The sequence below is a fragment of the Streptomyces rishiriensis genome (assembly GCF_003112535.1).
Classification (GTDB): domain Bacteria; phylum Actinomycetota; class Actinomycetes; order Streptomycetales; family Streptomycetaceae; genus Streptomyces; species Streptomyces rishiriensis.
The window spans coordinates 18,333-43,568 of sequence record NZ_BEWA01000025.1 but is presented as its reverse complement, the minus strand read 5'-3'; the positions used below and the strand labels follow the sequence as shown (position 1 = coordinate 43,568).

Genomic DNA, 25,236 nt, shown 5'->3' with positions numbered 1-25,236 from the left:
CGCGAAGGTCCGCCCGGCATGAGGAAACGTACTCAGCTCGGTATGAGTACGCCCGCCCGCTCACCCATCGACACCGTCACGGGCTGCATCTGCCAGAGCCACCGTCCCTGCCTTGCCTCCCGGCTTCGGAGCGGGCCGGCTTCCGGGATGCACCGTGCGCCGGGCAACTGCCGGCCCACCGCCGGGCGTTGCTGTCCGGTCGGTCACGCGCTGGGTGCGGCACCGAGGCGGACTTCATCAGCCACCTTGAAATAGGGGTGCGGTTTGCGCAGTGCAGAGCGGTGCGGTAACCCCAGGTTGCGGGCCTCCCACCATCGTATGTGTCACACCTCAGTGGCAGACTGCGGCACAACGAAGCTTCGGAAGGGCAGGGCGTTGCGGCAGGGGTCACCCGTCGAGCACCACTGCTCGGGGTGGCTGGTGCCACGGGGGGAGATGCGCGGCTGTGATCTTCGACAGGCTTGAGGTGTCGTACGGCGAGATGTGGGGTTCCTATCGGGGTATGACCCATCCGGACCCGATGTCGCGCGCGGTTGCGGCACGCAGACATGCTGCCGGGATGGATTACGCGGTACTGCTGTCCGCGCGGGAGCGACCGCTGGCACTGGTCGAATACTGGCCGCGTCGAATGTGGCGTGTGTATCTGTTCGACGACAGGTCCTGGTGCATGCAGATGATCGACCTCAAGCCGCACAGCAAGGGCATGTTGTTGGCTCATCGGAATACCCGATGGCAGTTTTCCGGCGAGCAGGAGCACTCGTCCTCGAAGTGGGATGTCGAGGAGACCACGACCGTCTCGGCCGACGGGCAGGTCGAGGTGAGGTCCGAGTTTGCCCAGCCGCGGGGAGCGTCGACAGAGCCACTGCACGCGCGGATGTCCGGCCCGTCGAGCGTCCCCGTGCGGCGGTTCCCGGCATCCGCCGAGGACTTCCTCTGCCCCGTACCGGAATTCGGCGACTGGCAGGTGTTCGCGCCGTTCCTCGCCCAGCAGGGCCACGAACCCGCCACGACCATAGTCCTGAGCGACGTGTCGGTGGACGAAGGATCGGGACCGCTGCGCGCCACTGGAATCGAGCAACTGTTCAGCCCGGGCGCGCGCGACACTCCGGACGGGTCGGCCGTCGTCGAGCCCGTTGACGCCGGCCTGCTGCGGATCACGTCAGGGCAACTGGCGGTTTTGGATCCCGGCTGGATCGGAGACCCGCGGACCGTGGCTGTGCCACCGGGCGAGTTCCCGGTCACGCTGTCACTTTTGCGCACGACAGGTGGGGTCCATGTCGCCGGGGCCAAGGTGACGTTCCTGGACGTCCCGCCCCGCGAGTGGGAAATGGTCCTCCGGCCGGACGAGGACCTGGGGCTGCTCGGCGACGGCAAGTTCTTCGGGGTCGGCGTGGATACCGGCACCGTTGCTTTCATGGATGCGACTCGGACGGTGATCGAAGACCAGCTGGACGAGGGCCTGTTCGTACCCCTCGCCAGCCATGTCAGCGTCGAAATGCCCGGCACGGCGCCCGAGCCGAATCTCATCGCCTTCCGTGCCGGCCAGGGCGACGGGGCCTACCCCGTCTGGATCGGCCGCACCGATGACGGACAGGTTGGCTGCGTGGTCGTCGACTTCCAGCTCCAATCCGCCGACGGGGGAGAGTAAGTCATCCCCTGCTGCAAACGTTGCCGGTGGTCAGCGTGCGGGCAGAGCGGTCCGCCGTCTCCCCCGCTGCCTGGCCGGCGCTGATTACTGGGGTTCGTGGGCCGTCAGGTCGATGAGGTGATGCTTGCCCTGCAGCAGGCAGGTGATCTCCCATCCCGTGCGCCTGCCGACGACCCCCTGGGCGGCCACGTACAGGCGCTCGGCCAGTTCGGCGACGTACACGGGGACCGACGCCTCGATGAGGGCCGCGTAGGCGTCCACACCACTGCGCATACGGAGCCGGCCAGTGACGTACGTGGCGACCGCCGGCGGCGGTGCGGGCCACCGCCAGACCGCGAGGACCGCTACAAGACCGCCCAGGCCACCAGGGTGGTAGCGCGGCCGAGGGCTTCGCGGCCCGCTTCGATCTGCTGACGCGGGGCGTCCGGGAGGAGCTGCCACAAGGCGGGCCACACCGTGGCCAGGTCAAGAATCTCTTGGGAGTGAGAAGGTGAAGGGCTTCCGCAGCTTCATCCTGCGCGGCAACGTGGTCGACCTGGCCGTCGGCATCGTCATCGGGGCAGCGTTCACCGCCGTGGTGAACGGCTTCGTCAGCGCCTTGCTGACACCACTCGTCGGGCTGGCCACCGGCGCCACGGGCGACATAGGCCGCAAGACCTTCACCGTAGGCGCCACGAAGTTCCCCTACGGCGCCTTCATCAACGCGGCGATCAGCTTCCTCCTCCTCGCCAGCGCTCTGTACTTCCTGGTCGTGCTCCCGATCAACAAGCTCCACGAACGCCTCGCCCCGCACCAAGACGTCCAGGCCCCCAAACGGGACTGCCCCGAATGCCTCAGCCCCGTCCCCGCACAGGCCCGACGCTGCGCCTCCTGCACCGTCCCCCTGCCCGCCGTACCCGCTCAGGCCGGGGAGACGACCCAGCGCGCCGGGTGACCCGACCTCCATGGCCCGGCCCGGGTTTCCGGGCCCACCGCGGGCACGTCCGTGGTGACCGTGATCACCGACGGCGTCCGATGCCGAAGCGGCTGCGTGGCTTCACAGCCGGCGCAACGGGCGGCCGCGCTCGCCGACGAGACCTGACTCCGTGACATTGAGCAGCAGGGCACCCTGCCCGGCCCCGGCGGCCAGGGCCCCGCGACGTCACTGAAGCGTCTGTTGCTGCGCGCGGCAGGGGACGCGGCAATGGACGACGGCTCGTCGGTCGCTGGCAGCCGCTGTCCCGGTTTCGGCGACCGGAGCAAGTACGTGTGGTGCGAGCTCGCCACGGCCTGACCTCAGCGAGAGCCGGCCGCGCAGACCTTCCGATACGGCACCTCCGGCACGTACGTCTGCCACTGCTCCCGCGTCAGACTCCCCCGTGCCCGCTCGCAGACCGCCGACGTCGCGCGCGTCGGGTCGATGGCGTAGCGCTGGAGGGGGACGTGGGCGCTGCTCGCGTACAGCGTGGCGCTGTCAGCGCTGAAGGACAGCGAGTCGATCCGCCCGCCCGGGGTGACGAGGCGGCCGCCCAAGGGCTGTTGAGTGGCGATGTCCCAGAGTTGGAGCGTGCCGGTGCCGCCGCCGACGGCCAGGGTTTTGCCGTCGGGGCTGACGTCGAGCGCGCTGACCGGTTCGGGCTCGTCGCCGAGCGGGACGGGGAAGACGTTGCGCAGCACGCCCATACGGTAAGTCAACTCCCCGTCCCGCAGGGCGACTCGGCCGGTCTGGTCGCCCGCCGCGAAGCGGGAGCCGTCGGCGGCGACGGCGAGCGCGCCGATCTGTTCGCCCTGGACGAGGCCCGCGCCGGTGACCTTCCCGCAGGGCAGGCGGGCGGTGCGGTTGTCGCCGACGAGGAGGCCGCCATCGGGGTGCACGGCCAGGTCGGAGCTGGTCAGGCCGGACAGGACCGACACCCGCCGGCCCCTCGCGGTGTACCACGCCTCGTCGCTCGGGTCGCCGAGCACCGGCAGCCGGGCCGCGTACAGGGTGCGGCCGCCGGGCCCGAGGGCGAGGGTGACCACAGGGGCGGCGGACTTCGGGGTGGCCAGGTCGGGTGCGGTGGTGCGGGCGCGGTCGTGGGCCGGGTCCCAGACCGTGAAGCGCAGCGGCGCCGCCTCTCTGCCGGGGGCGGAGACGCCGTAGGAGAGCGCCTTGCCGTCCGGGCTGAACGCGCAGGGCCACCGTGTCCTGGACGACCGGTTCGGCGGGGTCGCGCGACACCGGTGGGGGCGGGGCGGGGAGCGTGCGCAGGAGGCGGCCGTCGAAGGTGGCGCGCAGCTCGAAACGGTAGCGCGCGCCGCCGGTGCGTTCGGCTGTGGCGTACGCACGGCCGTCCGGCGCCAGCAGTACGGCCGCCTGTGGACGCTCGCGCCAGGCCGGCGTGAGCGCGGTGCCCAGGTTCAGGCAGTGGACGGTGGCCTTCGAGGTAGCGCAGAACCGAGTGGTGGGTGGGGTCCCAGGCGAGGCCGTACAGGTGTTGGCTGTTGAGGGAGTGGCGGAAGGCGGGGGTGGCGGGGTCGGAGAGCCGCCAGACCTTGAGCTCCGCGCTGTCGGCCGTGGCGAGGAAATGTCCGTCCGCGCTGAAGGAGGCCCACTGCGCGCCCGGGTCGGCGAAGCTCGCGAGCGCGCGGCCCTTGGCGGTGTCCCAGACGCGCACGCCGGACGTCGAGAGGGCGGCGAGGCGTGGGCATCCGAACACCAGGGAGGTCTCCTGGTCCTCCGCGCACAGATCCCGGGCCCGCTCCCACGGGCCGGGCAGGGTGCGGTGGCGGGCGGCGTCCCGGAGCTGCGGGGTCTTGCCCTCGGGACAGAGGGCGACCAGCCGGCCGTCCTTGCTCAGGGCCGGGGTCACCAGGCCGGCCGAACGGTTCTCGAACAGTACCCGGCCGTCCGTGACCGAGTGCAGCCGTACGTCGTCCCCCTCGCTCACCAGAAAGCCGCCGTTGGCCAGGTCGGCGAGGGTGAAGGGGAGCGGGCGCGGGTCGCCGGTCCAGCGGCCGGTGACCGTGTCCCACAGCCGCATGCCGTCGCCGGAGGTGAGGGCGAGGACGCGGGCGTCGGGGCCGGCCGCGAACACCTGGCCGGCCGGGAGCCGCCCGGAGCCGGTACGGCGGGCCCTGCGCACGTCCCAGGTCCGCCAGGTACGGCCCTCGACGCTGAGCAGCGTACGGCCGGAGTCGGCGAGGAACCGTCTCGGGCCGTCGCCCGCGGCCGGGTCGGTGAAGATCGCGTGCTCCGCCTGGGCGAGGGAGCCGAGCAGGGCCCGGCGGGCCTCGGGCAGCGGCGCCACCCGCCAGGCGGCGACGCCCAGCAGATCGCGGTGCGCGGGTCGGTGGTCCGCATCGCGTCGGCGACCTCGGCGACCCGCCGTGCGGCGGAGGGGGTGGGGGCGTCGTGGGGGTCGGGGTGTGCCGGTGCGACGCAGGGGTGCTTCTTTGCCGTGGCCGGGTTCGGCGAGTTCGGCGACCGGCGGCGACGCCCCCACCGTCGTCGCTCAGGCCATCGTCACGGCGGCCACCGCACGCAAGCCGCGGCTGCGCTCCACCGCCGGCCCGTTCGCCCGGCGCATCAGCCTGCTACGCCGCATCGCTCCCACCAGGGTCTTCGACCAGCAGATCCGCAAATTCAACAAGCTGGCCGCCTGACACCCCTCCGATCGGAGCGGGATCATGCTCTGGCCGCGATTCGCTCGCAGGCATGGCTCCCGCCATGACTTCCCAAAGGTTCGTTGAAGTCTGATCCGACAGTATTGTTAGGCAAGCCTTGCCTGCCTTATGTTCTGGGCGCTTCCCGTGCACGTCAGACCGGAGTTCCCATGTCCAGCGGCAACATCGCCCTGCTCGGAGCCATCGCAGGCTTCACCATCTACCTCGGCCTCCCCCTCGGCCGCCTCCGCTCCCCCACGCCCCGACTCAGGGCCGGCCTGAACGCCGTCGCCATCGGAATCCTGATCTTCCTCGTCTGGGACGTGCTGACCCACGCCTGGGAGCCCATCGACGAGGCATTGGGCCAACACACCTGGGGCACGGTGGCATCCGGCGGCTTCACCCTCGCCGCCGGCCTGACCGTCGGCCTGGCGGGGCTCGTCCACTACGACGGTTGGATCACCCGCCGCCGCGAGGCCGCCACCCGGCCCACGGGCCCAGGCGCCGCTACCTCCGCCGAACTGGCGCCCAAGACCCGCAGCCAGGCGGCCTCACTGGCCCTGATGATCGCCACCGGCATCGGCCTGCACAACTTCGCCGAGGGCCTCGCCATCGGCAGCTCCGCCGCCCAAGGCGAACTCTCCCTCGCCCTCCTGCTGATCCTCGGCTTCGGCCTGCACAACGCCACCGAAGGCTTCGGCATCGTCGCCCCGCTCGCCGCCGAGGGCGAACGTCCCTCCTGGCTCTCCCTGCTCTGGCTCGGCCTGATCGGCGGCGGCCCGACCTTCCTGGGCACCCTCGTGGGCCAGCACCTCGTCAGTGACACCCTGTCGATCGCCTTCCTCGGCCTCGCCGCCGGCTCGATCCTCTACGTCGTCATCGAACTACTGGCCGTGGCCCGCAAAACCGGCCTCAAGACGCTCACCACCTGGAGCATCCTCCTCGGCCTCCTGCTCGGCTTCGCCACCGACGCCGTTGTCACAGCCGCGGGCGCCTGACCACGGGCACGGGCACGGGCACGGGCTACCTTTCCCGGCGGCAGCCCTGAGAGCCCCGCACGCGCCGCCGGAAGGACACCAACCATGCACCTCGCTCCCCCACCGCCCGTCACAGCACCCGGCCCGTCCGCCCTCGTCCGACCCCCGCATCCGACCCGGACCGGCAACCCCGTCAGGTGCGGGTGCTGAGGTCGCGTACGTGTGGGCCCCACTGCTCCAGGAGAGGTGCCGCGCGCCCTGGCACAGCCGCATGCCGCCGTGCGCGTACTTGTGGGTCCGGTGGCAAGCCTGGGAAGCCAAGTCGGCCCCTGCACCGTCCCTGCCTGCAACCGTCAGGTCGCCGAGAAGACCTCACTTGCCCTCGCGTCAGGCGGCGCTGAACTCGTGGGCGGGACCGCCGCGCCACTCCACCCACTGCGGGTCGTCCAGGATGACCTCGGGGTCGGCGACGCCGGCACCCTCGAGGAACACGACCAGGTCGTGGTCGCTGTAGGCGGTGCCGAGGATCTCGTCCCGGCCGCTGCTGTGCACGGTGACTCTCCGGCCGCCCGAGAGGGTGGGCCGGTGCACGACGATCGGCGCGCTGGTCATGCCTTCCAGCGTGCCCCGGGCAGGTTCGGCGGGCGAGTCGGCCGGGGGCGTCATGCATCATCCGCGGAAAACGGGGGCGCCAGGTTCCGCTGGCTTCTGCTCGGGCACGGCCTCCTGGCCCTGTTCCTGATGCTGATGCGCGGCCGGCCGGGCTTGCTGTATGTCGGTGACGAACCGCCGGTCGCAGTCCCCGCACAGAGACGGGCGGGGCCCTTGAGGAACACCCCAGCCGACCCCCAGCCGACGCGCTCGAATTCCTTCCACCGTTCGTCGGTGACCTCGGCACCGCATTCGGTGCAGACAGGGCGGCGGGCCTCACGCTGGAAAGCGCGCTGCTCTGGCCCACGGCGCACCGGCTCCTGGTGGCCTTGCTCGCGAGCCACTTGACCTTCGGCGACCCCAACACCGCCTTCCTCGCCGCCGCCGCCCGCCTCGTCGTCGGCCTCAGCGCACCCGACCACTTCCACCGTCCGGTGTTCAACCCGAAGATCCCCGGCTCCTGGCTGGTCGACCTCTCCCACATCGATGCGGACCCACGCCTGCCCTCGCCCTTCACCCCCGACGGCACCCGGCCGACAGGACCCGCCTGGTGCCAGACCCACACCGTCGCCGTAGACGCCGGCTGCCACCACGCGCGGGATCACAATGGAGACCCGGGCCCGGCCCGGTTCGGTTACACCGCACCCATCGGCACCACCGGCGACGGACGCATCCGCCGCCTCACCGTCCACCTCCCCCGTCACCTGCGCACAAGGCCGCTTCAACGCCCGCGACTGCGGAGCCAGCGACCAGCAGATGCGCCAGATCATCGCCGAAGGCCTCAAAGACGTGTACTTCCAAGACGGCGGAAACCGGGCCACCGGACTCACCGACGTCAGCCTCGACGGCCCGACTACCTCGACCTCGACTACTGACCCCTGCTGGTGACAGGTAGCGCGCCGAACTCGTGCCGAGCAGTGTGCTTTGCGCGATCGCGACGGCAGGGCCGGTCGGTTGCTATGTCTGGTTCGCTGCCTGCTTGACGGTCCTGATCACTGGTGCCGTCTCGAGGTGTGTGATGGCGGGGAGCGCGGCGACCCGGGTGGTCAGATACCGGTACAGCTCCTGTTGGTTCGTGCACACCACGCTCGCGTACAGGTTGGTCGGGCCGGTCGTGGCGGCGGCGAACGCGATCTCCGGGTGTCCGGCCAGCGCCTGACCGGCCTCCTCCAGGTGTGCTGGGGCGACCGAGAGCCAGAGCAAGGTTCGGGCGCTCACGCCGAACATGCGCCAGTCGACGTCGATGTCGAGATAGAGCAGGCCATGTTCGCGCAGCTCCGTCATCCTGCGCCGGACCGTTGTCGGGGACCAGCCGGTCGCCGCGGCCAACTGCTCGAACCCGGTCCGGCCGTCGGTGGCGAGCAGGGCGAGGAGTTTGCGGTCACCGTCGTCGAGGCGCACCGGTCCCCGTCGATGCGGCATCGGAGGCGGGCGCAGTCGCTCGATCGCCTCCGTGTCCAGCGACCCGAGCTTTCCGACCAGGTTGTCCGGGCCGCCGTAGAAGGCGTGCAGCAAGGAGTGTGCGGTCACGCCCTCCACGCGCGGGGTACGGGGGAGTTTGGCCAGCAACAGTGCCTCGCTGTCCGCCTCGCTCTCGGTACGCACCACGCAGGTGATCTCGGTGCCGCCGGAGCTGAGGCTCACCCAGGACGTGTCGGGGCGTCTCGCCAGCGCCTCGGCGACCGGGAGCGACGCTGCGGGCGCACATCGCACCCGCAGAAACCACAGGACGGCGCCCAGCACGGTGGGGTCGACCCCGCCCAGCACCCGTATCGCCCCGGCCGACCGCAACCGGGCGTACCGGCGGGCGATGGTGCGATCCGACACGCCGAGAACCTCGGCGATGGTGCTGAACGGAGCACGGCCGTCGATCTGCAGGGCGTGCACGAGCCGACGATCCAGCTCGTCGTAGTCGGATTCCACCGAGCCAAGGCTAGACAGTGTCAGATACCAACGCAATGACGCCGGTTTCTGGCTCGGACGGCTCGGCCGACGGAGCGTTGCCTGTGTCCCGTTCGACACAGCCCACAGGAGACCCATGGACACCGATGTGCTCATCGTCGGCGCCGGCCCGACCGGAATGACGCTGGCCAACGAGCTGCTGATGGCGGAGGTGTCGACCGTGCTGGTCGACAAGCTGTCGCAGCGCAGCGACCTGTCCAAGGCGGGCGGCGTGCAGTCCCGCACACTGGAGGCGCTCGACCAACGAGGGCTGCTGGAGCCCTTGCTGGCCACCGGAGATCACCCCGTCACCACTGGCCACTTCGCCGGTATCCCGCTCCCGCCCCACTCCAACCGGCACAGTCTGCCTTGGCGGTCCGTGCCGCAGGTGGCGATCGAGGGATTCTTCGAGCAGCATCTCGCCGCGCAGGGCCTCCACGCCCGCAGGGACCATGAACTGGTCGGCCTCGCCCAGGACGACAAAGGGGTCACCGCGACGTTCGCCAACGGCGCCACCCTGCGCTCCCGTCACCTCGTCGCCGCCGACGGAGCCCACAGCACCGTACGGTCGCTCCTGCGGGCCGGGTTCCCCGGTCAGCCCGGCACGTTGACGATCACCGCCGCCGACGTGCGGCTGAGCGGCGTCAGTCCATCGACGTCGCACACCTGGAACGAGGACGGGCACTGGGCGGCACTGTTCCCGCTCGGCACCGATCCGCAGGGCAGGCAGCTGCTCCGGCTGGTCCTCGGCGGGCCGGGCCGGTCACTGCCGAGGGAGATCCCCGTCACCGAGGACGAAATCCGCCAGGGTCTGAGCACCGTGTTCGGAACGAAGGTGCATCTGCTCGAACTGCGCTACGCCCGCCGTATCACCAACGCGTCACGGCAGGTCGAGCAGTACCGGCACGGGAGGGTGTTCCTGGCGGGCGATGCCGCGCATGTCCACCTTCCGCTCGGCGCGCAGGGCATGAACACCGGGATGCAGGACGCGCTCAACCTCGGCTGGAAGCTCGGCGCCGCCGTGAACGGCTGGGCGCCAAAGAACCTGCTCGACACCTACCACGCGGAACGCCATCCGGCCGGGGCCGCCGTATTGCGCAACGTCCGGGCACAGAGCCTGCTGATGGACTGGACCGGCACCCGCGATCCGGACGTGCTGGCCGCCCGGGAGATCTTCACGGACATGGCCCAACTGCCGGACGTCCAGCACTACCTCGCCGACCTGATGTCCGGGATGGCCATCCGCTACCCGATGCCGGGCACCGAAACCCATCCGCTCGTAGGCCGGCCCGCACCGGACCTGGACCTCGGCCCGGCCCGGATGCACGAACTGCTGCGGTCCGGGCACGGCATCCTGCTGGACCCGGCCGACGCGTTCTCCAAGGTCGCCGGCCCCTGGTCGGACCGGGTGGACCGGGTGGGCGAGGGCGCCGACACCGAGCCGATGCTCATCCGGCCGGACGGCTACGTGTGCTGGGCAGGCGCGGATGAGCTGGAACCGGCGCTCCACCGCTGGTTCGGCGAACCCCGCTGAGCCGACGTTCGGGAAGCCGTCCGTCGTGGAGAGGCTGATGGCCGTCAGTGGGCAGCCTGTACCGGGCCTTCGAAAGCAAGGACGGTCTGTTCCGCGCCGCCCTGGACGCCTACAACGAGCAGGTGGTCCAGGGCCGGGTACGAGTCCATCTCCTGGAGTCGACAGACCCCGTGGCGGGCATCCGGTCGTTCTTCACCTCGGCGTTCCAGGCCGGCCCCGAGCCCGATCCGGGCTGTCTGCTCACCAACACCGCCGTGGAGTCCTTCACCGTTCCGCAGGCCGCCGCCGGAGTACGCCGAGGGCTGGAGACGATCGAGTCAGGCTTCACCGAAGCCCTGACGCGCGGCCGCGCCCTCGGCCTGCTCTCGGCGGATCTGAACGTCGAGGTGTCGGCAGCCCACCTGCTGGCGCTCTATCAAGGCCTGTTGGTACTGGTCAGGGCCGGCACACCCGTCACGAAACTGCACACGATCACCGGCGGCGCGATGGCGTCGATCGCCCCCGAGAAAGGGGGACAGCGATGAGTGACGCACAGCAGCTCTGGGAGAACCATGCCGCGTGCTGGTCGGCCGAGCCCGGCGAGCGGCTCGCCGCACTCGACGCGGTCGCGGTCAACGACGTCGCCTACCGGGACCCTGGCACGGAGGTCGGCGGACTGACCGAGCTGGCCGCCTACATGACCGGATTCGCCGGAGCCTTCCCCGGTCACCGGTTCCGCATCGACCAGGTATTCGACCACCACGACCGGTCGCTCGCACGGTGGACCCAGCTCGGCGAGCACGGCGAACCCGCCATGTCAGGCGTGAGCACCGCGCTGCACCGCGACGGCCGGCTCGCCGACATCACCGGGTTCTTCCTCCCCGCCTGAGCGGACCCCGCAGCCTCGCCGAGCACCTCGCAGATCAGCTGGCCCGCTCGGCGAGGTCACTGTCCACCGCTACTTCGACGGCTGGGCACTGCGCAGCCACGGGAGGCAGTTCGCGGCCCGGCGGACGGTGTTCCCGCTGCGGGGGCTGCCGGTGGGGCCGAGCCGGGGGTCGGCCCCGCCCGCAGCCGTTACCGTTGGTCAGGGGCAAAGGCCCCTGTCCGAGTTGTAGTAGATGTCGATCGAACCGCTCCAGGTCATGCACCGGCCGGGCTCGGGGAGGTCCTTGTACACCGGGCCGGCGAAGGTCGTGTAGGAGCCGGCATCCCTCGCCGGGTTGCTGCTGGTCGGCCAGGTGTCCAGCGTGACCTCCATGAACACGCGGGCGCCGGGCTTGTTGCGCACCGTGACCGCGCACCACTGCTTGTCCGCAGAGCTGTAGGCCACGTACGTGGTGGCGGCCACCGTGGTCTGCGACGACCTGATCGGAGTCGACGTGAAGACCTCGTACCCCTTGCCACACGCTCCGTTGTACGCGCGGGCAGTGGCAGCCGAAGCCGGTGCGGTCGCGGCGAGCGTGCCGCCCAGAGCCAGAACGGCAAGCGCGCCGGCGGTGGCTGCCTTACGGCGGATCGACTTCATGGTGTTCCCCCTGTTGGTGTCTCGGCGGGACGGCCGGTCGTCGCCGTCCACGCAATGCGAGACCGGGCAGGCCCGCTCACAGTTGTAGGTTTTCTGTCGCGGTCCCGTCACCGGTGTCACAAGGGCCGTTACGCCGACTGTGCGCTGTCCGCCCGTCCACCTGGCCGTCGCCGGGTCCGTCCGTCAATCCGTCACCACCACGTCCCGCCGGCCCGCGCGGTCATCTGCGCAGGCCGCAGCCTGAATGATCGATTGAGGGACATACGGCCTGTAGAGGGGCTGACGACTCTCGTGTTGTCAGCGGTTCAACGGGACATGTGTGCAAGGACTTGGCTGGCGCTGTCGGGTGCGAAGGCGCTGTCGATTCCCTCGGCGGCACCTTCGGCTGCTTCCGCTGATCGGGGCAGCATCAGGGCCTCGTAGGCGCGGACGGCCTCGTCGGTGGTGGTGTGGGTGATGAGGGCCCGGGCGAGGTCGGCGCCGTCGAGCATGGCGAGGTTGGCGCCCATGCCGGAGAAGGGGGACATCAGGTGCGCGGCGTCACCGAGGAGGGTGATGCCGGGCTTGTGCTGCCAGGTGTGGGGCACGGGCAGGGCGTACAGGGGCCGGTTGATGTACCCGCGGTCAGTGTCGGTGATGAAGCCGAGCAGGTCGAGGTTCCAGCCGGTGAACTCCTTGAGGAGTGCTTCGCGAACGGCGCGGTCATCGGACAGGTCGACGCCGGGCCTCTGGTACCAGTGCTCATCGGTGCGCATGCCGATGTAGACGCGTATGTGCTGGCGGCTGTTGCGCTGGGCAATGAAGCCGCGATTGTCGTCGAGGGCCATCATCGTGCCGTCGCCGGTGAGTTCGGCAAGTGTGCGGTGGCGGGTGTCCGCGTGGTCGAGGCCGGATTCGACGAAGGTGACACCGGTGTAGATGGGTATCGCGCCGGACAGCAGGCGACGGACCTTCGACCAGGCGCCGTCGGCTCCGACGACGAGATCGGCCTCGGTGCCGGCGCCGTCCGCGAAGTGCAGGCGGTGGACGCCGTCGGTGAGGGGTTCTGCGTGCGTGAGCTTATGGTTCCAGCGGACGGTACCGGGCGTCAGGGCGTTCAGCAGGAGGTCGCGCAACTGGCTCCGGTCGATTTCCGGGTTGCCGTCCGTGTCGGCCTCGGGTGGCACGGCGTCGACCAGGAGGCGTCCGTCGCGGCTGACCAGGCGCATCTGCTGACCTTCGGGGCGGGCCAGCGCCAGGAACTCGTCCAGCAGTCCGGCCTCGCGCAGGGCGTCCTGGCCGGAGTCGGGGTGCATGTCGAGGGTGCCGCCCTGGTTGCGGGCCGTCGCGGAGGCGTCCAGGTCGTAGACGGTGGCGATGATGCCGTGCCGCTGGAGGATGCGGGCGCAGATCAGGCCGCCGGGACCGGCGCCGATGATCGCGATGCGGGGTGCGGCGGGTGTGTGGATGGCGATGCTCCGCTCGTGGGTGTGCTCATGGGTGTGCTCAGTCGAAGGAGAGGCTCGGCTGACCGCGGTTGGGCCGCGGCCGGCGCTTTCAGAAGACCACCCTCGGCAAAAAAGTGCAACAACCCAACTTTTGGAGTTGTGTAACCAAGAGAGTAGGGTTGAAGCGTGAACGAGACGACTGCTGGGCGCGAACCGATGGGGCGCCGCGAGCGCAAGAAGGCCGCCACCCGGCAGGCCCTGGCCGAGGCCGCCCTGCGCCTCTTCCTCGAGCGCGGCTACGACCAGGTCGGCATCCGGGACATCGCCGATGCCGCGGACGTGTCCACCACCACGTTGTTCAAGCACTTCCCCGTGAAAGAGGCGCTCGTCTTCGACGAGGACGCGGAACAGGAAACCCTGCTGCTCACCGCCGTGCGCGAGCGGCGCCAAGGCCAGTCCGTCGTGGCCGCCCTGCGCGAGCACGCACTCCGATACCGGGTCGAGGCCCGGGGCGGAGACGCGGAGTTCGCCGACTTCGCCGAACTCGTGGAGGGCACCCCCGCCCTACGCGACTACGCCCAGAACATGTGGCTGCGCCACGAAAGCGCGCTCGCGCGTGCCATCGCCGAGGCGACCGGAGTTCCCGCTGACGATCCGGACTGCGCGGCGCTCGCCCACTTCGCCCTTGAAGCGCCCCGCGCCGCCCGAGGCCGTGCCGACCGCCACGAGAGGGTCAGCCGCGCCTTCGACCTCCTCGAACGCGGCTGGAACGGCATCCGTCCCGGCGTCTGAGCGTAAGAGCGTGGCCCGGCCCTGGGTCTGACGCTCCGTCCCAAGTCAGCACCTGGAGGGACGGGGAGATCAACTGAGCGTGTCTGTCCCGGCCCCACCGCAACTGCTGGGCGACGCTTACAGCCTCCCGGTGCGCTCGGACCGATGAGTTTCTCGGCGAACTCAGGTCATCACCAACACGGCGCGTAAGACCTGTCCGAGAGCATGACGGGTCGGCTGGATGGCGCTGGCTCACCGGTGCCCATGGCGGAACATGCATGATTGGGGACGCAAATGTTGAACAGCGAACCAGATGTCTTGCTGGGACCCTTCTCGTCCCCAAGCGCGCGAGCGACGCCGTGGGGGTCGGCCTTGGCGGTCCTGGCTGAGGCGGAGGTGTTCTGGCTTTCCACGGTGCGGCTTGACGGGCGACCGCACGTGACACCGCTGTTGGCTGCTTGGAGTCTGGGCGGAATGTGCTTCACCACAGGCGGCCAAGAGCGCAAGGCGCGAAATCTCGAGCGCAATCCCCGCTGTGTGCTGACGACCGGCACGAATGCTTTGACCGGTGTGGACGTCGTCATCGAGGGCGCCGCACACACAGTGGATGGGCGCTCCGAGCGTGAACAGGCTGCTGCGGACTTCGAGCGAAAGTACGGCACACATCTGACCAGCCCTGAGGGCACCTGGTACGGGTTGGGCGAGGCCGTCATCGTCGGTGACGTCAGGCTGTATCGAATCGATCCGACGGTGGGATTCGCTTTCGGCAAGCTACCGACGTTCAGCGAGACCCGCTACACATGGCCGAAGCGGTGACGATCACACCCTCACTAGGAGCGGTCGGATACGGCACACCAGTGGTCGACCTGTGGCCGGAGTTCGGTGCCCACGGGAAGGAGAGTGCGACTCTTCGAAACGTGCTGACACACTCGGTCGGAGCGTCGGCCATGCCGCGATGCATCGGCCTGCCGTTCTCACCGACTGGCCGCGGGTCTGCAGCGCGATCTCGCCGACGCCGAGCCGCAGGGGCGCTCCGGGACCAAGACCGGGTACCACCGTTCACCTTCGGCTTCCTGGTCGGCGAAGTCGCACGCCGAGCCACCGGCGAATCGACGCGGCAGCTTCTGCGCGAGTGGGTCACCCTGCCCCCGGGCATCGACGGCGATCTGCATTTCGGTGTGCCCAGCGCTGAGATGGTCCAGGATCCGGTCCGCGGCCGACTTCGAGATCCCGGACAACGGCGCCACCTGGCGCAACGTCAGGTTCGTGCGACAGTACGTGGCCATCGGCGATCGCCACGGCCGGCCCCGCTGGATATCACCGCCACGCGGCCGGTCAGTGCAGGATGCTGACGGCCCGGGCGATCACGAGGAGCGAGGTGCACAGAGCGGCGACGCTCTGGACGCTCATCAGGAGCTTCGCTCGGGTCGACAGCGGCATCGTGTCGGTCGGGCTGAACGCCGTGGAGTTCGTGACGGACACGTAGAGGTAGTCCACGAGGGTGGGGACCCAGTCCGACGTGCCGCTGGCGCCGTCGGCCACTTCCTGGACGGCGTCGTCATTCTCGTCCTGCGAGAAACGGAAATCCGCCAGGGGCAGCGCCGAGCGGGGCACCTGGGTGCGGCTGACCGGGCCGCCGCGGTCCAGCTCCCAGTAGGCCAGGCCGAAGACGATGATGTTGGTGAGCCACACCTGCAGGGCCGCCACCAGCAAGGACCGGCCGTCCTTCACCCCGGCGTACACCAGCTCGTGGATCAGGATGACCAGCGCCACCAGATTGCTGACGGCGATGACCGCCACGAGCGTGAGGGAAAGCACCCGGAACGCCTTCGTCTGCCGGGTCAGACGCTTCGGGTTGATCGCGATCAGCGGAACGAGCAGCAGGCACTCCAGGGCGGGCAGCACATAGCGCGGAGCGACCAGCAGCCGTTGCGGCAGGAACAGGTACAGGGCGATCGCGGCGAGCGTCGCGACGACCGCGGGCAGCCGCACTTCGCCCCTGCGTTCGTGCCGGGGATGCCTGGTACTCGCCTCCGCACGCGTACGTGCCATGCCGACTGGTCCTTCCGGTCGCCGCCGGTGACAGCGCCACGACGCCTGCGTCCTTCAGCGGTGCAGGCCATCGGGCACCTCCAGTATCTACCCCGAGTACGGCTCTCCCCCGCCTGTCTGGTCCGGCGCGCGGGGTCGGCGGGGCGCTGTGGGCGCGGGAGGCGTGGCACGCGTCAAGCACCTCGGCGAGCGTGCGGAATCGAAGGCCAGGAACGACAGTGCAGCATCGCTGGGCCAGCAGCGGCCGTCACTTCACCGATCGCACGCGTATCGGTGACCGGCCCCGACTGCTCGCCCGCGAGGACGCGAGGCAAGTGCAGCCTGGTGCCGCTCGTGCCACAACTGGCCGATCTCCGCTACAAGTTCGACGATCAGCTCCGAACTGAGGCCGGTGACCTGCTGACTGCCAAGGACCGCTGCGCCCGCCCGGTCCCCCACCACGCAGATCGTGATCGACGATCGAAGTCCCGCCGTGCCACCACCGAGCATGCACGAACTGGTGAGACGCCCCGCACGCTCGAAGCCGGATCAAGGGCTACAAGACGGAGCCAGAGGACGTGGCGGCGGAACGTGCCGGAGGCGCGTGAGGGTTTGGCCGTGGGGCCCAGGACCGCGTAGCCGACCTTGCGTCCCTCGCGGTGCGCAGCACAGGCCGAGCCGACCCCCTGCACCACTCCGGCACAAGGGTGGCAGAAGCCCGGCCTCGGCGCCGACCCCGACCATGCGGGCCCCGGAGTGATTACGCCGTAATCACCGCGCGGCTCACACCGTCTTGCCACGACGATTACGGTGCCTCTGGCAGCCTCCGAAACCGGAGCCCACGCGGTCGGCCGTCCGAGCGGCGGGCCGCGTGCGACCTCTTGAGTCAGACGGGCCCGTCACGGACGATGCCGAGCCGGGAGTGGTTCATCCGGCAGGATGCGGCATTCCTCACGAAGCAGGGCCGCACCATCTGATGCCGGAATCACTCAAAGCTCACGTAGCATCCAGGTCGACCTGAACAGCAACCGACGCAGTTGCCCGCTCAGTTGGAGACTCTCCACATCTTGACCATGGGCACCTGTGCAAGGGGGAAGGAACAAACCCAGATGACGTCATCCACTTTCCGACGACGCCTCGCCGGCACCGCGGCAACCGCTCTTCTGATCGGAGCCGGGGCCCTGGCGACCGCGCCTTCAGCAGCGGCCAAGGCGAACCTGCTGACCATCGACACGGTGTCGCAGCACACTCCAGGCCTGCAGGTGAAGGTCACCTACTCCTGTGACGTCGGCATGGACCACGAACTCGTGGCCAACGCGACGACGCTCAACCACAGCCCTCACGACCAGTCCATCGCTGCGGGCACCGTCAAGAAGGACAAGCTGGTGTGCGACTACAACGACCATGTCGCGCTGGTGACCCTGCGCCCGGCCGCTGGCTCGCACTTCGACAAGGGAGACAAAGTGAAGGTCTCCGTCTTCTACTTCGACAATGACGGGTTCAGGTACGGCGACGCGGACACGGTGGCCGTCCTCTAGGCCGGGTTCGGCCCGGCAGACGACATCCAGTCGAAGACCGGCATGTCGCTTGCCGGGCGGCACCGTCTGCGCCGGCAGCTGCCTTCCCGGATGTCGGGAGCTCAGCGGGCCGCTCCCCCGCCCGAGGGCCGGGAGCGTACGCCGCCGACGCGCACGGCCGATCCGCGGGCTCAGGCGAGGGCGGCGACGAGCAGGGTGAAGGCAGCGGTGAGCACGCAGCCGGAGTCCTTCGCCCCCTTCCCGGCCTCCTTCCCCACCATGAAGCGGCTCGGCCTGGACGACGACGCCTCGGCGCAGCTTTTGTCCGGTAACGCGACGTAGTGACCGCAGCATGTGGCGACCAACACCGGCGGCACCGATCAAAAGAGCGTCGCCGCCTGGCCGTCCCTGGACGCACCTCGCCCTCATCCTCGGGGCCGCCGTTACGGCGATCGGCGCGGCGGCCGTCAATGCCGCGCGCTGCTCCTCCCGCCCGGCGACATCTCGGGTTTCACGGAACTCGCGACAGAGCCCGTGTGCCGAGGCCACGGGCACATGGGCCTTCTCACAATCCGGGCCGAAACGGGTTCGTAGTGACGGGGGCCACTTCACCTGGCGCGCGTTGTCTCTACCTTTGCCATGCAGTTCCCCGTTGTCGACCCATGCCGAGGCCCGCCCGACCATGTCCTGCCCCCGTTCCGTGCCGCATTCGAAGTCCTCAGCCAGGCGCCGTGACAGCCGCGTCGGCGCCTGCGCCGGTGTGCTCCTGGCCTCGGTGACGACCCTCTTCTCCCTTGGCGCGCTGCACACGGCACCTGCGGTCGCCGCGCCCGCGCTGTCGGCGCAGACCCAGACCACAGCCGGCGTCCACGCCGCGATGCAGCCGCAGAGCAAGGCGCGCGTGACAGCGGCGGTGCTCAGCCTCGACGGCGGGAGCCGGAAGCCGTCGCTGTACGGTCAGGACGCCCTGTACGACACCGCTAGCATCATCAAGGTCGACATCCTCGCGGCACTGCTGCTGCAGGCTCAGGACGCGGGCCGGCACCTCACCACTCATGAACGCGCGCTGGCCGAACCGATGATCCGCAACAGCGACAACGCGGCGGCGAACGCCCTGTGGCGCGAGATCGGCCAGGCACCGGGCCTGGAGGCGGCCAACAAACGCCTGGGACTGACCTCGACCAAGGGTGGTCACGGCACGAAGTGGGGGCTGACGCGGACGACGGCGAGTGACCAGATCAGGCTCCTGCTCTCCGTGTTCGACGGCGCTGCGACGTCGAAGACCGGCTCCCCGCTGAACAAAGAGTCCCGGACCTACGTCCAAACCCTGATGAGCCGTATCGCGAGCGATCAGACGTGGGGTGTCTCGACGGCCTCCGACACCGAGTACGCATTGAAGAACGGCTGGCTGCAGCGCACCACCTCCGGGCTCTGGGACGTCAACAGCGTCGGCCGGATCACGGTGGACGGACACCGCTACCTCGTCACCGTGCTGTCGGACGGCAGCACGTCGATGAGCGACGGCGTCTCACTGGTGGAGCGGGCGGCCCGGCAGGCCGTGACCGCGACCGTCCGGACCTGACGGGGAGACCCGTCCTCGTCTGCCTCGGTCGCCGACTGGGCTCAACGCCCTCCTGTGCACACCTTCGGCACACGGACCGACAATCTTCTGCGAAACCCTACAAACCATGAGGTAATGCTCGAAGACCGGGCAATGGGTACTTCGGGTTTGTCTTACCCCAGTCCCCGGATGTCGCGTCCCTCGCCAGAGCCACGGTCGCTCTGCCAGGCGCACAGGGCTTTGGTTCTCGCACCGGGGCGGCCCGGCGCACCTTCCGGGAAAGGAGGGGGACTGATCGATGCGTGACTTCGGGCAGCCGGCGTCATCGGTTGGTCGTCGGACGGTACTGCTTGCGGTGGGTGGAATGGCATTCGGCGCCGCAGGCTGTTCCGGTGACCGCCTTCGTGTCACCGCAGCGGAAAGCCCCGGAAACCCGTCAGGACTCCCGCGCGCCACGCCGTGGCATCCCAGCCCTGACGATGTCGATCCGCAGGTCAAGCTGCGCGCCGTACAGCTCATCGTGGCTCTAGGAAGTTGGCGCACCGGGGAACAGGGCGCGGCTGCGGCCCGGCGCCGGGTATCCGCCCTCGGGCTGGATCCGGGCCTCGTGGGACAGGCGGGGCCGCTGCTGGCTTCGGCCGACGAGGCCGTGCTGCGGGTGGTGGACGCCCAGTACGGCGGCATCCTGGCGGACGCGGCCAGCGTGCTGGTGGTCTGCCGGCAGTGGACCCGCCGGGCAGGCGCGGTCACTGCGGGTGGGACCACCGTGGACGTACGGCTGAGCCGCGCGATTCCGCGGTGGGCGATCACCGCCCTGCATCCGGCCCGCCCGGGTCCGGCCGTCTCGTCCCTGCCCCCGGCCGCACGCAAGGTGCTGGACGACTCGCGTATCGGTCTGCCGCCGGCCGCACGTGCCGACGTGCGCAGCGGGCACATCCACACCAGTGTCCTGGAGGCGATGCTGCGGCTGGCGGACACGTACCGGATGAACCTGAGCGTGATCCGCTCGGGCCATCCGCTGGACGTCTTCGGCACGTCCCGCCCCAGCGACCACCCGCGCGGCCTGGCGTTCGACGTCTGGCAGATCAATGGCCGCTCCGTGGTCGACTCGGCCACCCCCCGCCGTCTGATCGAGTCGTTCATGCGGGATGCTGCGGCGGTCGGCTCCTACAACGTGGGCGGACCGGAACTGCCGAGCGGTGCCAGCGCAGGCCAGTTCTTCAGCGACCCGACTCATCACGATCATGTACACGTCGGATTCCGCTCCTGATCGACCGCCGGGCAACCGGATGCGTCGAGACTTGGCGGCCGAGATCGTGAGGTTCGCCGTGGTCGGCGGTCTCGGTGTGGTGGTGAACTTCGCGGTGTTCAACCTGTGCCGCTCGGTCACGAGATTGCCTGTGGTGCGGTGCAGCGTGATCGGCACCAGCGTGGCGGTTCTCGTCAACTACCTGGGCTTTCGTTACTACGCCTACCGCGACCGGGACAAGTGCCGGCCGGCCCGCGAGTTCACCCTGTTCGTCGTGTTCAGCGTCATCGGCCTGGCCATCGAGAACGGCGTGCTGTACGCGGCGACCTATTGGTTCGGTTGGGACACCGCTCTCCAGAGCAACCTGTTCAAGGCTGTCGGCCTGGCGGCCGCAACCGGCTTCCGCTTCTGGGTGTACCGCACCTGGGTGTTCAGGCGGCACGGCTCCAGCCACCCACCCGAGCACTCCCCGCCGCAGAGCGATTTCGAGAAGACCCGTCCGTGACGCGAGGGACCCCGGCCGCTTGGCGCATCACCGACGTGACGACCGCGGGAACAGGATGTCCGCTGCGGTAATGGTCATGAGCGTGCCCGTGATGATCAAACACGTACGTTCACGGTGTCCGGTGCGCACGGAGAGGGCGAGAACCCCGCGCAGGAGGTTCCGTGACTGGCGCCAACCACGCGACCGCCTTGTCTGCTTCGCATCCCTTGCGCGGCGACCAGGGGCGTTCGGCCACTCGGACCGATCTCGGGTGCATCGTGCGCCGTCTCGATCTGATCCGGTCAGGTCGGCCCGAGGGCGCCCAGGTCAACGACAACACACTGGATCATTGTCTGACCCGGCTGCGGCACAAGCTGCGCGAGGCGGCAGCGCGCTGACCATCGGCACGGCGCGCGGGATCGGACACCGCCTGTCAAGAAACGCGTCGTCCGCCGTCTCACCCCGCGCACCCTGCGGGCCGGCTCTCGCTCGTGGCGCTGACCACTGCTGCAGTGCTGATGACGGTCCTGACCGTGGCGTTCACCATGAGGATAGACCGTTGGCCCGCCCTCCCGTCCGAACCAGCCCTCGGCCAAGTGCCGCTCCAGCACGGCAAGCATATCGCCGGAGTGTCGTCGCACCGTTACCGGTTTGTGCGCGGCCAGGGCCGCTATCGCACAGAGCGCCGGCGCGTACCGTGCCGGCCCCGCCCCCATCGCCGGTCCACCGTGGCCGTCGATCAGCCTGGGGTGACCGTGGGGCGGTCGGAGCCATCAACGCCGGCTTCGACCGTCCCAACGGAGTGTGCGGATATGCCCGGGTCGCCTGCAGGCGACCCGGGCATATCCGTTGTCCACGGCTCGGGTGTGTGCCGAGGCGGCGTGTTCTCGGCGTAGTCCGGCACACTCAACCCGTCGGGCGGATGGCTCGGCCGGGCGTGGCCTGGCCTGTCAGCCCATGTCCGTCAGGAGGGCGTTCAGTTCCTTCTCCTGCTGCGCGGGCGGCATAGGCGGGTTCGAGTGATCGATGCCGAAGGTCCCCAGCACCTTGTCCATCTGGGCGTCGATGGAGGTCCACCCGGTCTGGTCCAGCGGCTGCAGCGAGGCCTGGTCGGCATCCCACAGGTCACGCAGCGACTGTGCGGCCGTGTGCGCACCCTTCGCGTTCCCGGAGCGGGCGTCCTTGAGCGCGGTGGAGGCGAGGGTCTTCAGGGCGGTGACCTTGGCGGGCGGGAATTTCTTCACCGCCTCGCCGGGGGCCATCTGCACGGCGGAGGTGTTGTCGGCCTCCGGCGCCGGGCCGACGTGCGGCTGGCTGTGGGCCCAGATCAGAAGGCCCGTGGTGGCGACGGCGAGCAGTCCGAAGCCGGCCAGACCGACGCGCTCCTTTCGCAGGTCGCCGGTGGTGTGGGTGGCGTGGGCGGCCTCGTAGGTCTCGGTCACGTCCGAGCGCGTCACCGTCAGGTAGACCACGGTCGCCAGGATCAGGCCGAGGAAGATCAGGCTGGTGGTGAAGGTGCCCAGCGCGAGGCCGGTCGGCTCGCCCGGCTGAGCGACCTTCGGGGAGGCGAGCCAGTCGCCGATGTTCGCGCCCAGCGGGCGGGTCAGGATGTAGGCGAGCCAGAAGGACAGCACCGGATTCGCGCCGAACTTCCACAGCAGCGTGATCGCGGCGATGAGGCCGAGCGGCAGCAGCACCGAGGCGCCCGGGCTCCAGCCGGTGAGCTCGAGGGTCCAGTCGCCGGTCGCGGTGCCGAGCGCGAAGGTGACGAGAACGGCGAGCCAGTAGAACGACTCACGCGGAAGCGTGGTGACGGAGTGGATCGACAGCGTGCGCTCGCGCAGCCACCACACGCCGAAGACCACCGCGAGCAGCACCGAGAAGACCGCGGAGCTGATCCACAGCGGCACGTTGAGCTGATCGGTGAGGATGTCGGTGTACAGGGTGCCCGTGACGCTGACAACGACCACGGTCAGCCAGTAGGGGAACGGAACGTACCGCTTCAGCCGCAACTGGACGGCCAGGACCACCACGAACACCCCGGTGAAGATCCAGGCCGTGTTCACCAGGCCGACGCCCAGCTTCATGTTGATCCAGTCGGCGAAGCTCTCACCCACAGTGGTGCACAGGATCTTGATCACCCAGAACCAGATGGTGACCTCAGGGACCTTGTTGAGCATGAGACGCCCGCTGCGCGTGCGCGCTTCCGTTGTCGTTGTCATGCGGCCAGGTTTACGCGGGGAACCTGCAAGCAACCTGACTACGTAATCGCACGCACGGCCGGGAGCGTCACCTCGACATGACCGCGGCCGTCCGCGATCGCACGGACCTCCACACCGGCCGAGGCGGCGATGCGCCGGGCCACAGGCAACCCCAGCCCATATCCATCGCCGCCGGTCACACCCGCTTCGAAGACCCGGTCGACCTCGTCGGGACCGAACCCCGGGCCGTCGTCCAGGACATCGACCACGATGACCTCGCCCTGGTGGCGCGCGGTGATCCACACCCGGGACTTCGCATGCCGCAGGCCGTTCTCCAGCAGGGGTGACAGCAGCGACACGGCGACGTCAGAAGCCACGGCCGCCTCGACCTTCGCCGGGAAGACGACCTCGACCGCGCGAGTGCCGATCGCCTGCCGCGCAGCGGAACGCAGATCGCATCGGGTCCCGTCGTCCGTCCGTGCGCGTGCGGCCCGGAGAATCGTCGTGATCGCCGCATCGAGGCGGTCGACCTCGCTCAGCACGACCTCCGGCACCACCGGCTCGCCGGACAGCTGCGCCAGCTGCGCCTCGCCCCGCAGGACCGTGAGCGGTGTCCGCAGTTCGTGGGCGATCTCGTCGGTGAGCCGGCGCTCGTCCGCCAACGCGTTGTCGACGCGCTCCAGAAGGCGATCCAGGGTCTGTCCCAGTTCCCCGAACTCGTCGCGGGGGACGCCGAGGTTGAAACGACGCCCGGGTTCGTGATGACCCCAGTCGTCGGCGAGGCGAGCCATTTCATGCACGACCCGCAGCGCGCGGCGCACCACGAGATGCGCGACACCGCCGGCGAGGAGGATCGTGAGGCCGCCCAGGATCAACGACAAGGTCAGGCTGCGCTGCTCGGACGTCTCATAGGGCGTGAGGTCCACCCGGACGATCACCATGACGTGGTGGCCGTCGACCGGGACCTGCCGCGCGTACAGGAGGGAGTCGTCCACGGTCGCGGTCTGCGAACGCGCCGAGCCCGCCAGCTCCTCGACACGCCCGACCACGCTCGCCGGCACATTCCCGTCGATCAGGCGGCCGTCGGCATACACCCAGGCGACCTCGTCCAACGCCTCACTGCCGTTCTCCGTGAGCACGACACGGCCGCCCTCGGAGGTGACGTTCGCCGCGACCGCCTCGGCGCGCGTCCGGGCCAGATCGTGCGCGTCCGCGTCCGTCACCCTGCTCAGCAGCACGTGCGAGACCACGACCAGGATGGCGACCACGGCGGTGGCGATCACGACGGTGAGCGCGACGACGCTTCTACGGAATCCCGTCACTGCCATCGGTAGCCCACGCCGCGGACCGTCGCCAGACGGCCGGCCACACCCAGCGGACCCAGCTTGGCCCGCAGCCGGCGCATATAGGAGTCGAGAGTGTTGTCGCTGACCTGTGCTCCGTGCGGCCAGCCGGCGGCGACGAGGGCGTGGCGACGTACCGCGTCGCCCTGCGAGGCGATCAGGCGGCCCAGTAGTCGGAACTCGGTCGGGGTCAGGCTCATGCTCGCCGCATCGTAGGACACCACGTGCTTCGCCGGATCGAGCACGACCTCGTGCGGTGCGGGCGCCACGGTGGCCCGGCGCAGCAGCGCCCGGACGCGGACCAGCAGTTCCGGGATGTCGAAGGGTTTGGTCATGTAGTCGTCGGCGCCGGCCTCGAAGCCGCCCACCTTGTGATGCAGGCCGTCCAAGGCGGTGAGCATCAACACCGGCACGTCGACGCCGCGAGCCCTCAGGGCCAGGCAGACATCGCGGCCGTCTGCGTCCGGCAGCCCGAGATCCAGGACGACCAGCTGGGGCGCCGGTGCGAGCTGCCGCAGCAGGCTGTCGGCCGTGGCGGCGACGGAAACGGTGTGGCCGTCATGCTCCAGGGCACGCCTGAGGATGTCGCGGACCGCCGCGTCGTCTTCGCACACCATGATGAAAGCCACGTGCCGACCCTAGTTACTCCCGTCCCAGTTCTCCATCTGCCGAGATCAGCCACCTGACGCCCGGGGACGACCGGCCGAGCCGCAGCGGGGGCTCACGGGAAGACCGCAATATGGCCTGGACCGTGTGCAGGAGTACATCGA

The 25,236-nt window shown here is 69.7% G+C and carries 24 protein-coding genes and 5 pseudogenes; 17 read left to right on the top strand and 12 right to left on the bottom strand.

Annotation, left to right across the window (positions count from 1 at the left end; genetic code table 11):
* Positions 1-445 precede the first annotated feature (445 nt).
* Complete coding sequence (locus Sri02f_RS34935; protein WP_109005345.1) at positions 446-1,648, top strand: DUF4241 domain-containing protein; 1,203 nt, start codon at positions 446-448, stop codon at positions 1,646-1,648.
* 84 nt (positions 1,649-1,732) lie between these two features.
* Here Sri02f_RS34935 and Sri02f_RS41455 read toward each other — a convergent pair whose 3' ends face one another.
* Positions 1,733-1,921: a hypothetical protein gene (locus Sri02f_RS41455; RefSeq protein ID WP_159106826.1), complete on the bottom strand. Its 189-nt coding sequence runs from the start codon at positions 1,919-1,921 to the stop codon at positions 1,733-1,735.
* A gap of 217 nt (positions 1,922-2,138) precedes the next feature.
* On the opposite strand from Sri02f_RS41455, the gene mscL reads away from it, so the two are divergent.
* A complete protein-coding gene (mscL, locus tag Sri02f_RS34930) occupies positions 2,139-2,582 on the top strand; it encodes a large conductance mechanosensitive channel protein MscL (RefSeq protein ID WP_109005344.1) in 444 nt (147 codons plus the stop codon).
* Positions 2,583-2,923: 341 nt separating this feature from the next.
* Here the strand turns inward: mscL and Sri02f_RS42105 are convergent, their stop codons facing one another.
* Positions 2,924-3,955, bottom strand: coding sequence for a WD40 repeat domain-containing protein (locus Sri02f_RS42105; protein ID WP_174855771.1), 1,032 nt, complete (start codon positions 3,953-3,955; stop codon positions 2,924-2,926).
* A gap of 1,107 nt (positions 3,956-5,062) precedes the next feature.
* Here Sri02f_RS42105 and Sri02f_RS34920 point away from each other — a divergent pair.
* Positions 5,063-5,272: a Rossmann-fold NAD(P)-binding domain-containing protein gene (locus tag Sri02f_RS34920; RefSeq protein ID WP_373865153.1), complete on the top strand. Its 210-nt coding sequence runs from the start codon at positions 5,063-5,065 to the stop codon at positions 5,270-5,272.
* Between the two features lie 170 nt (positions 5,273-5,442).
* A complete protein-coding gene (locus Sri02f_RS34915) occupies positions 5,443-6,270 on the top strand; it encodes a ZIP family metal transporter (protein ID WP_109005343.1) in 828 nt (275 codons plus the stop codon).
* A gap of 366 nt (positions 6,271-6,636) precedes the next feature.
* On the opposite strand, the gene Sri02f_RS34910 is transcribed toward Sri02f_RS34915, so the two are convergent.
* The gene (locus tag Sri02f_RS34910; protein ID WP_109005404.1) at positions 6,637-6,861 is read right to left on the bottom strand and encodes a type 1 glutamine amidotransferase family protein; all 225 of its coding nucleotides are present in this window, start codon (positions 6,859-6,861) and stop codon (positions 6,637-6,639) included.
* Positions 6,862-7,256: 395 nt separating this feature from the next.
* On the opposite strand from Sri02f_RS34910, the pseudogene Sri02f_RS43225 reads away from it, so the two are divergent.
* Positions 7,257-7,472: pseudogene (locus Sri02f_RS43225) on the top strand (telomere-associated protein Tap); the annotation flags it as partial.
* Positions 7,463-7,775: pseudogene (gene tpg, locus Sri02f_RS43220) on the top strand (telomere-protecting terminal protein Tpg); the annotation flags it as partial. The pseudogenes Sri02f_RS43225 and tpg, both read left to right, overlap by 10 nt.
* Positions 7,776-7,857: 82 nt before the next feature.
* Here tpg and Sri02f_RS34895 read toward each other — a convergent pair.
* Positions 7,858-8,823, bottom strand: coding sequence for an Lrp/AsnC family transcriptional regulator (locus tag Sri02f_RS34895; RefSeq protein WP_109005342.1), 966 nt, complete (start codon positions 8,821-8,823; stop codon positions 7,858-7,860).
* 115 nt (positions 8,824-8,938) lie between these two features.
* On the opposite strand from Sri02f_RS34895, the gene Sri02f_RS34890 reads away from it, so the two are divergent.
* The 3 genes from Sri02f_RS34890 to Sri02f_RS34880 are packed head-to-tail and all read left to right on the top strand — an operon-like array spanning position 8,939 to position 11,243.
* Positions 8,939-10,375, top strand: coding sequence for an FAD-dependent monooxygenase (locus Sri02f_RS34890; protein ID WP_109005341.1), 1,437 nt, complete (start codon positions 8,939-8,941; stop codon positions 10,373-10,375).
* A gap of 47 nt (positions 10,376-10,422) precedes the next feature.
* Positions 10,423-10,899: a TetR/AcrR family transcriptional regulator gene (locus Sri02f_RS34885; RefSeq protein ID WP_174855770.1), complete on the top strand. Its 477-nt coding sequence runs from the start codon at positions 10,423-10,425 to the stop codon at positions 10,897-10,899.
* Entirely contained in the window at positions 10,896-11,243 is a 348-nt protein-coding gene (locus Sri02f_RS34880; RefSeq protein WP_109005340.1) for a nuclear transport factor 2 family protein, read from the top strand. The genes Sri02f_RS34885 and Sri02f_RS34880 overlap by 4 nt, the downstream gene beginning before the upstream one ends.
* A gap of 198 nt (positions 11,244-11,441) precedes the next feature.
* Here the strand turns inward: Sri02f_RS34880 and Sri02f_RS34875 are convergent, their stop codons facing one another.
* Both Sri02f_RS34875 and Sri02f_RS34870 read right to left on the bottom strand, forming a co-directional pair.
* Entirely contained in the window at positions 11,442-11,882 is a 441-nt protein-coding gene (locus Sri02f_RS34875; RefSeq protein ID WP_109005339.1) for a hypothetical protein, read from the bottom strand.
* 305 nt (positions 11,883-12,187) lie between these two features.
* Positions 12,188-13,273 (bottom strand): FAD-dependent oxidoreductase, encoded by a 1,086-nt coding sequence (locus Sri02f_RS34870; protein ID WP_307721063.1) that lies wholly within the window; start codon positions 13,271-13,273, stop codon positions 12,188-12,190.
* Positions 13,274-13,525: 252 nt separating this feature from the next.
* Between Sri02f_RS34870 and Sri02f_RS34865 the strand changes: the two genes are divergently transcribed.
* The 3 genes and pseudogenes from Sri02f_RS34865 to Sri02f_RS44205 form a co-directional block, all read left to right on the top strand.
* Positions 13,526-14,101: a TetR/AcrR family transcriptional regulator gene (locus Sri02f_RS34865; protein ID WP_109005338.1), complete on the top strand. Its 576-nt coding sequence runs from the start codon at positions 13,526-13,528 to the stop codon at positions 14,099-14,101.
* A 273-nt stretch (positions 14,102-14,374) separates the two neighbouring features.
* Positions 14,375-14,896: a pyridoxamine 5'-phosphate oxidase family protein gene (locus tag Sri02f_RS34860; protein WP_109005337.1), complete on the top strand. Its 522-nt coding sequence runs from the start codon at positions 14,375-14,377 to the stop codon at positions 14,894-14,896.
* A pseudogene (locus tag Sri02f_RS44205) lies at positions 14,881-15,276 on the top strand (serine hydrolase domain-containing protein); the annotation flags it as partial. The gene Sri02f_RS34860 and the pseudogene Sri02f_RS44205, both read left to right, overlap by 16 nt.
* Here Sri02f_RS44205 and Sri02f_RS44200 read toward each other — a convergent pair.
* From Sri02f_RS44200 to Sri02f_RS44195, 3 genes and pseudogenes are all read right to left on the bottom strand, one after another.
* A pseudogene (locus Sri02f_RS44200) lies at positions 15,271-15,414 on the bottom strand (helix-turn-helix domain-containing protein); the annotation flags it as partial. The pseudogenes Sri02f_RS44205 and Sri02f_RS44200 sit on opposite strands and share 6 nt — an antisense overlap.
* Before the next feature lies 1 nt (position 15,415).
* Positions 15,416-16,132 carry a DUF1345 domain-containing protein gene (locus Sri02f_RS34850; protein WP_109005335.1) on the bottom strand — a complete coding sequence of 239 codons (717 nt, stop codon included), beginning with the start codon at positions 16,130-16,132 and terminating at the stop codon, positions 15,416-15,418.
* A gap of 371 nt (positions 16,133-16,503) precedes the next feature.
* A complete protein-coding gene (locus tag Sri02f_RS44195) occupies positions 16,504-16,803 on the bottom strand; it encodes a DUF6009 family protein (RefSeq protein WP_373865155.1) in 300 nt (99 codons plus the stop codon).
* Between the two features lie 417 nt (positions 16,804-17,220).
* Between Sri02f_RS44195 and Sri02f_RS34840 the strand changes: the two genes are divergently transcribed.
* From Sri02f_RS34840 to Sri02f_RS34820, 5 genes and pseudogenes are all read left to right on the top strand, one after another.
* Positions 17,221-17,649 (top strand): hypothetical protein, encoded by a 429-nt coding sequence (locus Sri02f_RS34840; protein WP_109005334.1) that lies wholly within the window; start codon positions 17,221-17,223, stop codon positions 17,647-17,649.
* 679 nt (positions 17,650-18,328) lie between these two features.
* Complete coding sequence (locus tag Sri02f_RS34835; RefSeq protein ID WP_245970937.1) at positions 18,329-19,210, top strand: serine hydrolase; 882 nt, start codon at positions 18,329-18,331, stop codon at positions 19,208-19,210.
* Between the two features lie 499 nt (positions 19,211-19,709).
* A complete protein-coding gene (locus Sri02f_RS34830; protein WP_245970936.1) occupies positions 19,710-20,459 on the top strand; it encodes a hypothetical protein in 750 nt (249 codons plus the stop codon).
* A 31-nt stretch (positions 20,460-20,490) separates the two neighbouring features.
* On the top strand, positions 20,491-20,943 hold the full coding sequence (locus Sri02f_RS34825; RefSeq protein ID WP_373865152.1) for a GtrA family protein: 453 nt from the start codon (positions 20,491-20,493) through the stop codon (positions 20,941-20,943).
* A 248-nt stretch (positions 20,944-21,191) separates the two neighbouring features.
* Positions 21,192-21,358, top strand: a pseudogene (locus Sri02f_RS34820) (helix-turn-helix domain-containing protein); the annotation flags it as partial.
* Positions 21,359-21,872: 514 nt separating this feature from the next.
* Here Sri02f_RS34820 and Sri02f_RS34815 read toward each other — a convergent pair.
* From Sri02f_RS34815 to Sri02f_RS34805, 3 genes are read right to left on the bottom strand one after another with little or no spacing between them, the layout of a single operon-like run.
* Positions 21,873-23,144, bottom strand: coding sequence for a COG4705 family protein (locus Sri02f_RS34815; RefSeq protein ID WP_109005332.1), 1,272 nt, complete (start codon positions 23,142-23,144; stop codon positions 21,873-21,875).
* Between the two features lie 38 nt (positions 23,145-23,182).
* Positions 23,183-24,451 (bottom strand): sensor histidine kinase, encoded by a 1,269-nt coding sequence (locus tag Sri02f_RS34810; protein ID WP_109005331.1) that lies wholly within the window; start codon positions 24,449-24,451, stop codon positions 23,183-23,185.
* On the bottom strand, positions 24,442-25,095 hold the full coding sequence (locus Sri02f_RS34805) for a response regulator transcription factor (RefSeq protein WP_109005330.1): 654 nt from the start codon (positions 25,093-25,095) through the stop codon (positions 24,442-24,444). Before Sri02f_RS34805 ends, Sri02f_RS34810 begins: the two co-directional genes overlap by 10 nt.
* Between the last annotated feature and the right edge of the window lie 141 nt (positions 25,096-25,236).

Coding starts and splice junctions, on each gene's coding strand:
- Sri02f_RS41455 (WP_159106826.1), bottom strand. CDS start 1,921: ATGCGCAGTGGTGTGGACGCCTACGCGGCCCTCATCGAGGCGTCGGTC.
- Sri02f_RS34915 (WP_109005343.1), top strand. CDS start 5,443: ATGTCCAGCGGCAACATCGCCCTGCTCGGAGCCATCGCAGGCTTCACC.
- Sri02f_RS34910 (WP_109005404.1), bottom strand. CDS start 6,861: ATGACCAGCGCGCCGATCGTCGTGCACCGGCCCACCCTCTCGGGCGGC.
- Sri02f_RS34890 (WP_109005341.1), top strand. CDS start 8,939: ATGGACACCGATGTGCTCATCGTCGGCGCCGGCCCGACCGGAATGACG.
- Sri02f_RS34880 (WP_109005340.1), top strand. CDS start 10,896: ATGAGTGACGCACAGCAGCTCTGGGAGAACCATGCCGCGTGCTGGTCG.
- Sri02f_RS34875 (WP_109005339.1), bottom strand. CDS start 11,882: ATGAAGTCGATCCGCCGTAAGGCAGCCACCGCCGGCGCGCTTGCCGTT.
- Sri02f_RS34865 (WP_109005338.1), top strand. CDS start 13,526: ATGGGGCGCCGCGAGCGCAAGAAGGCCGCCACCCGGCAGGCCCTGGCC.
- Sri02f_RS34860 (WP_109005337.1), top strand. CDS start 14,375: ATGTTGAACAGCGAACCAGATGTCTTGCTGGGACCCTTCTCGTCCCCA.
- Sri02f_RS34850 (WP_109005335.1), bottom strand. CDS start 16,132: ATGGCACGTACGCGTGCGGAGGCGAGTACCAGGCATCCCCGGCACGAA.
- Sri02f_RS34840 (WP_109005334.1), top strand. CDS start 17,221: ATGACGTCATCCACTTTCCGACGACGCCTCGCCGGCACCGCGGCAACC.
- Sri02f_RS34815 (WP_109005332.1), bottom strand. CDS start 23,144: ATGACAACGACAACGGAAGCGCGCACGCGCAGCGGGCGTCTCATGCTC.
- Sri02f_RS34810 (WP_109005331.1), bottom strand. CDS start 24,451: ATGGCAGTGACGGGATTCCGTAGAAGCGTCGTCGCGCTCACCGTCGTG.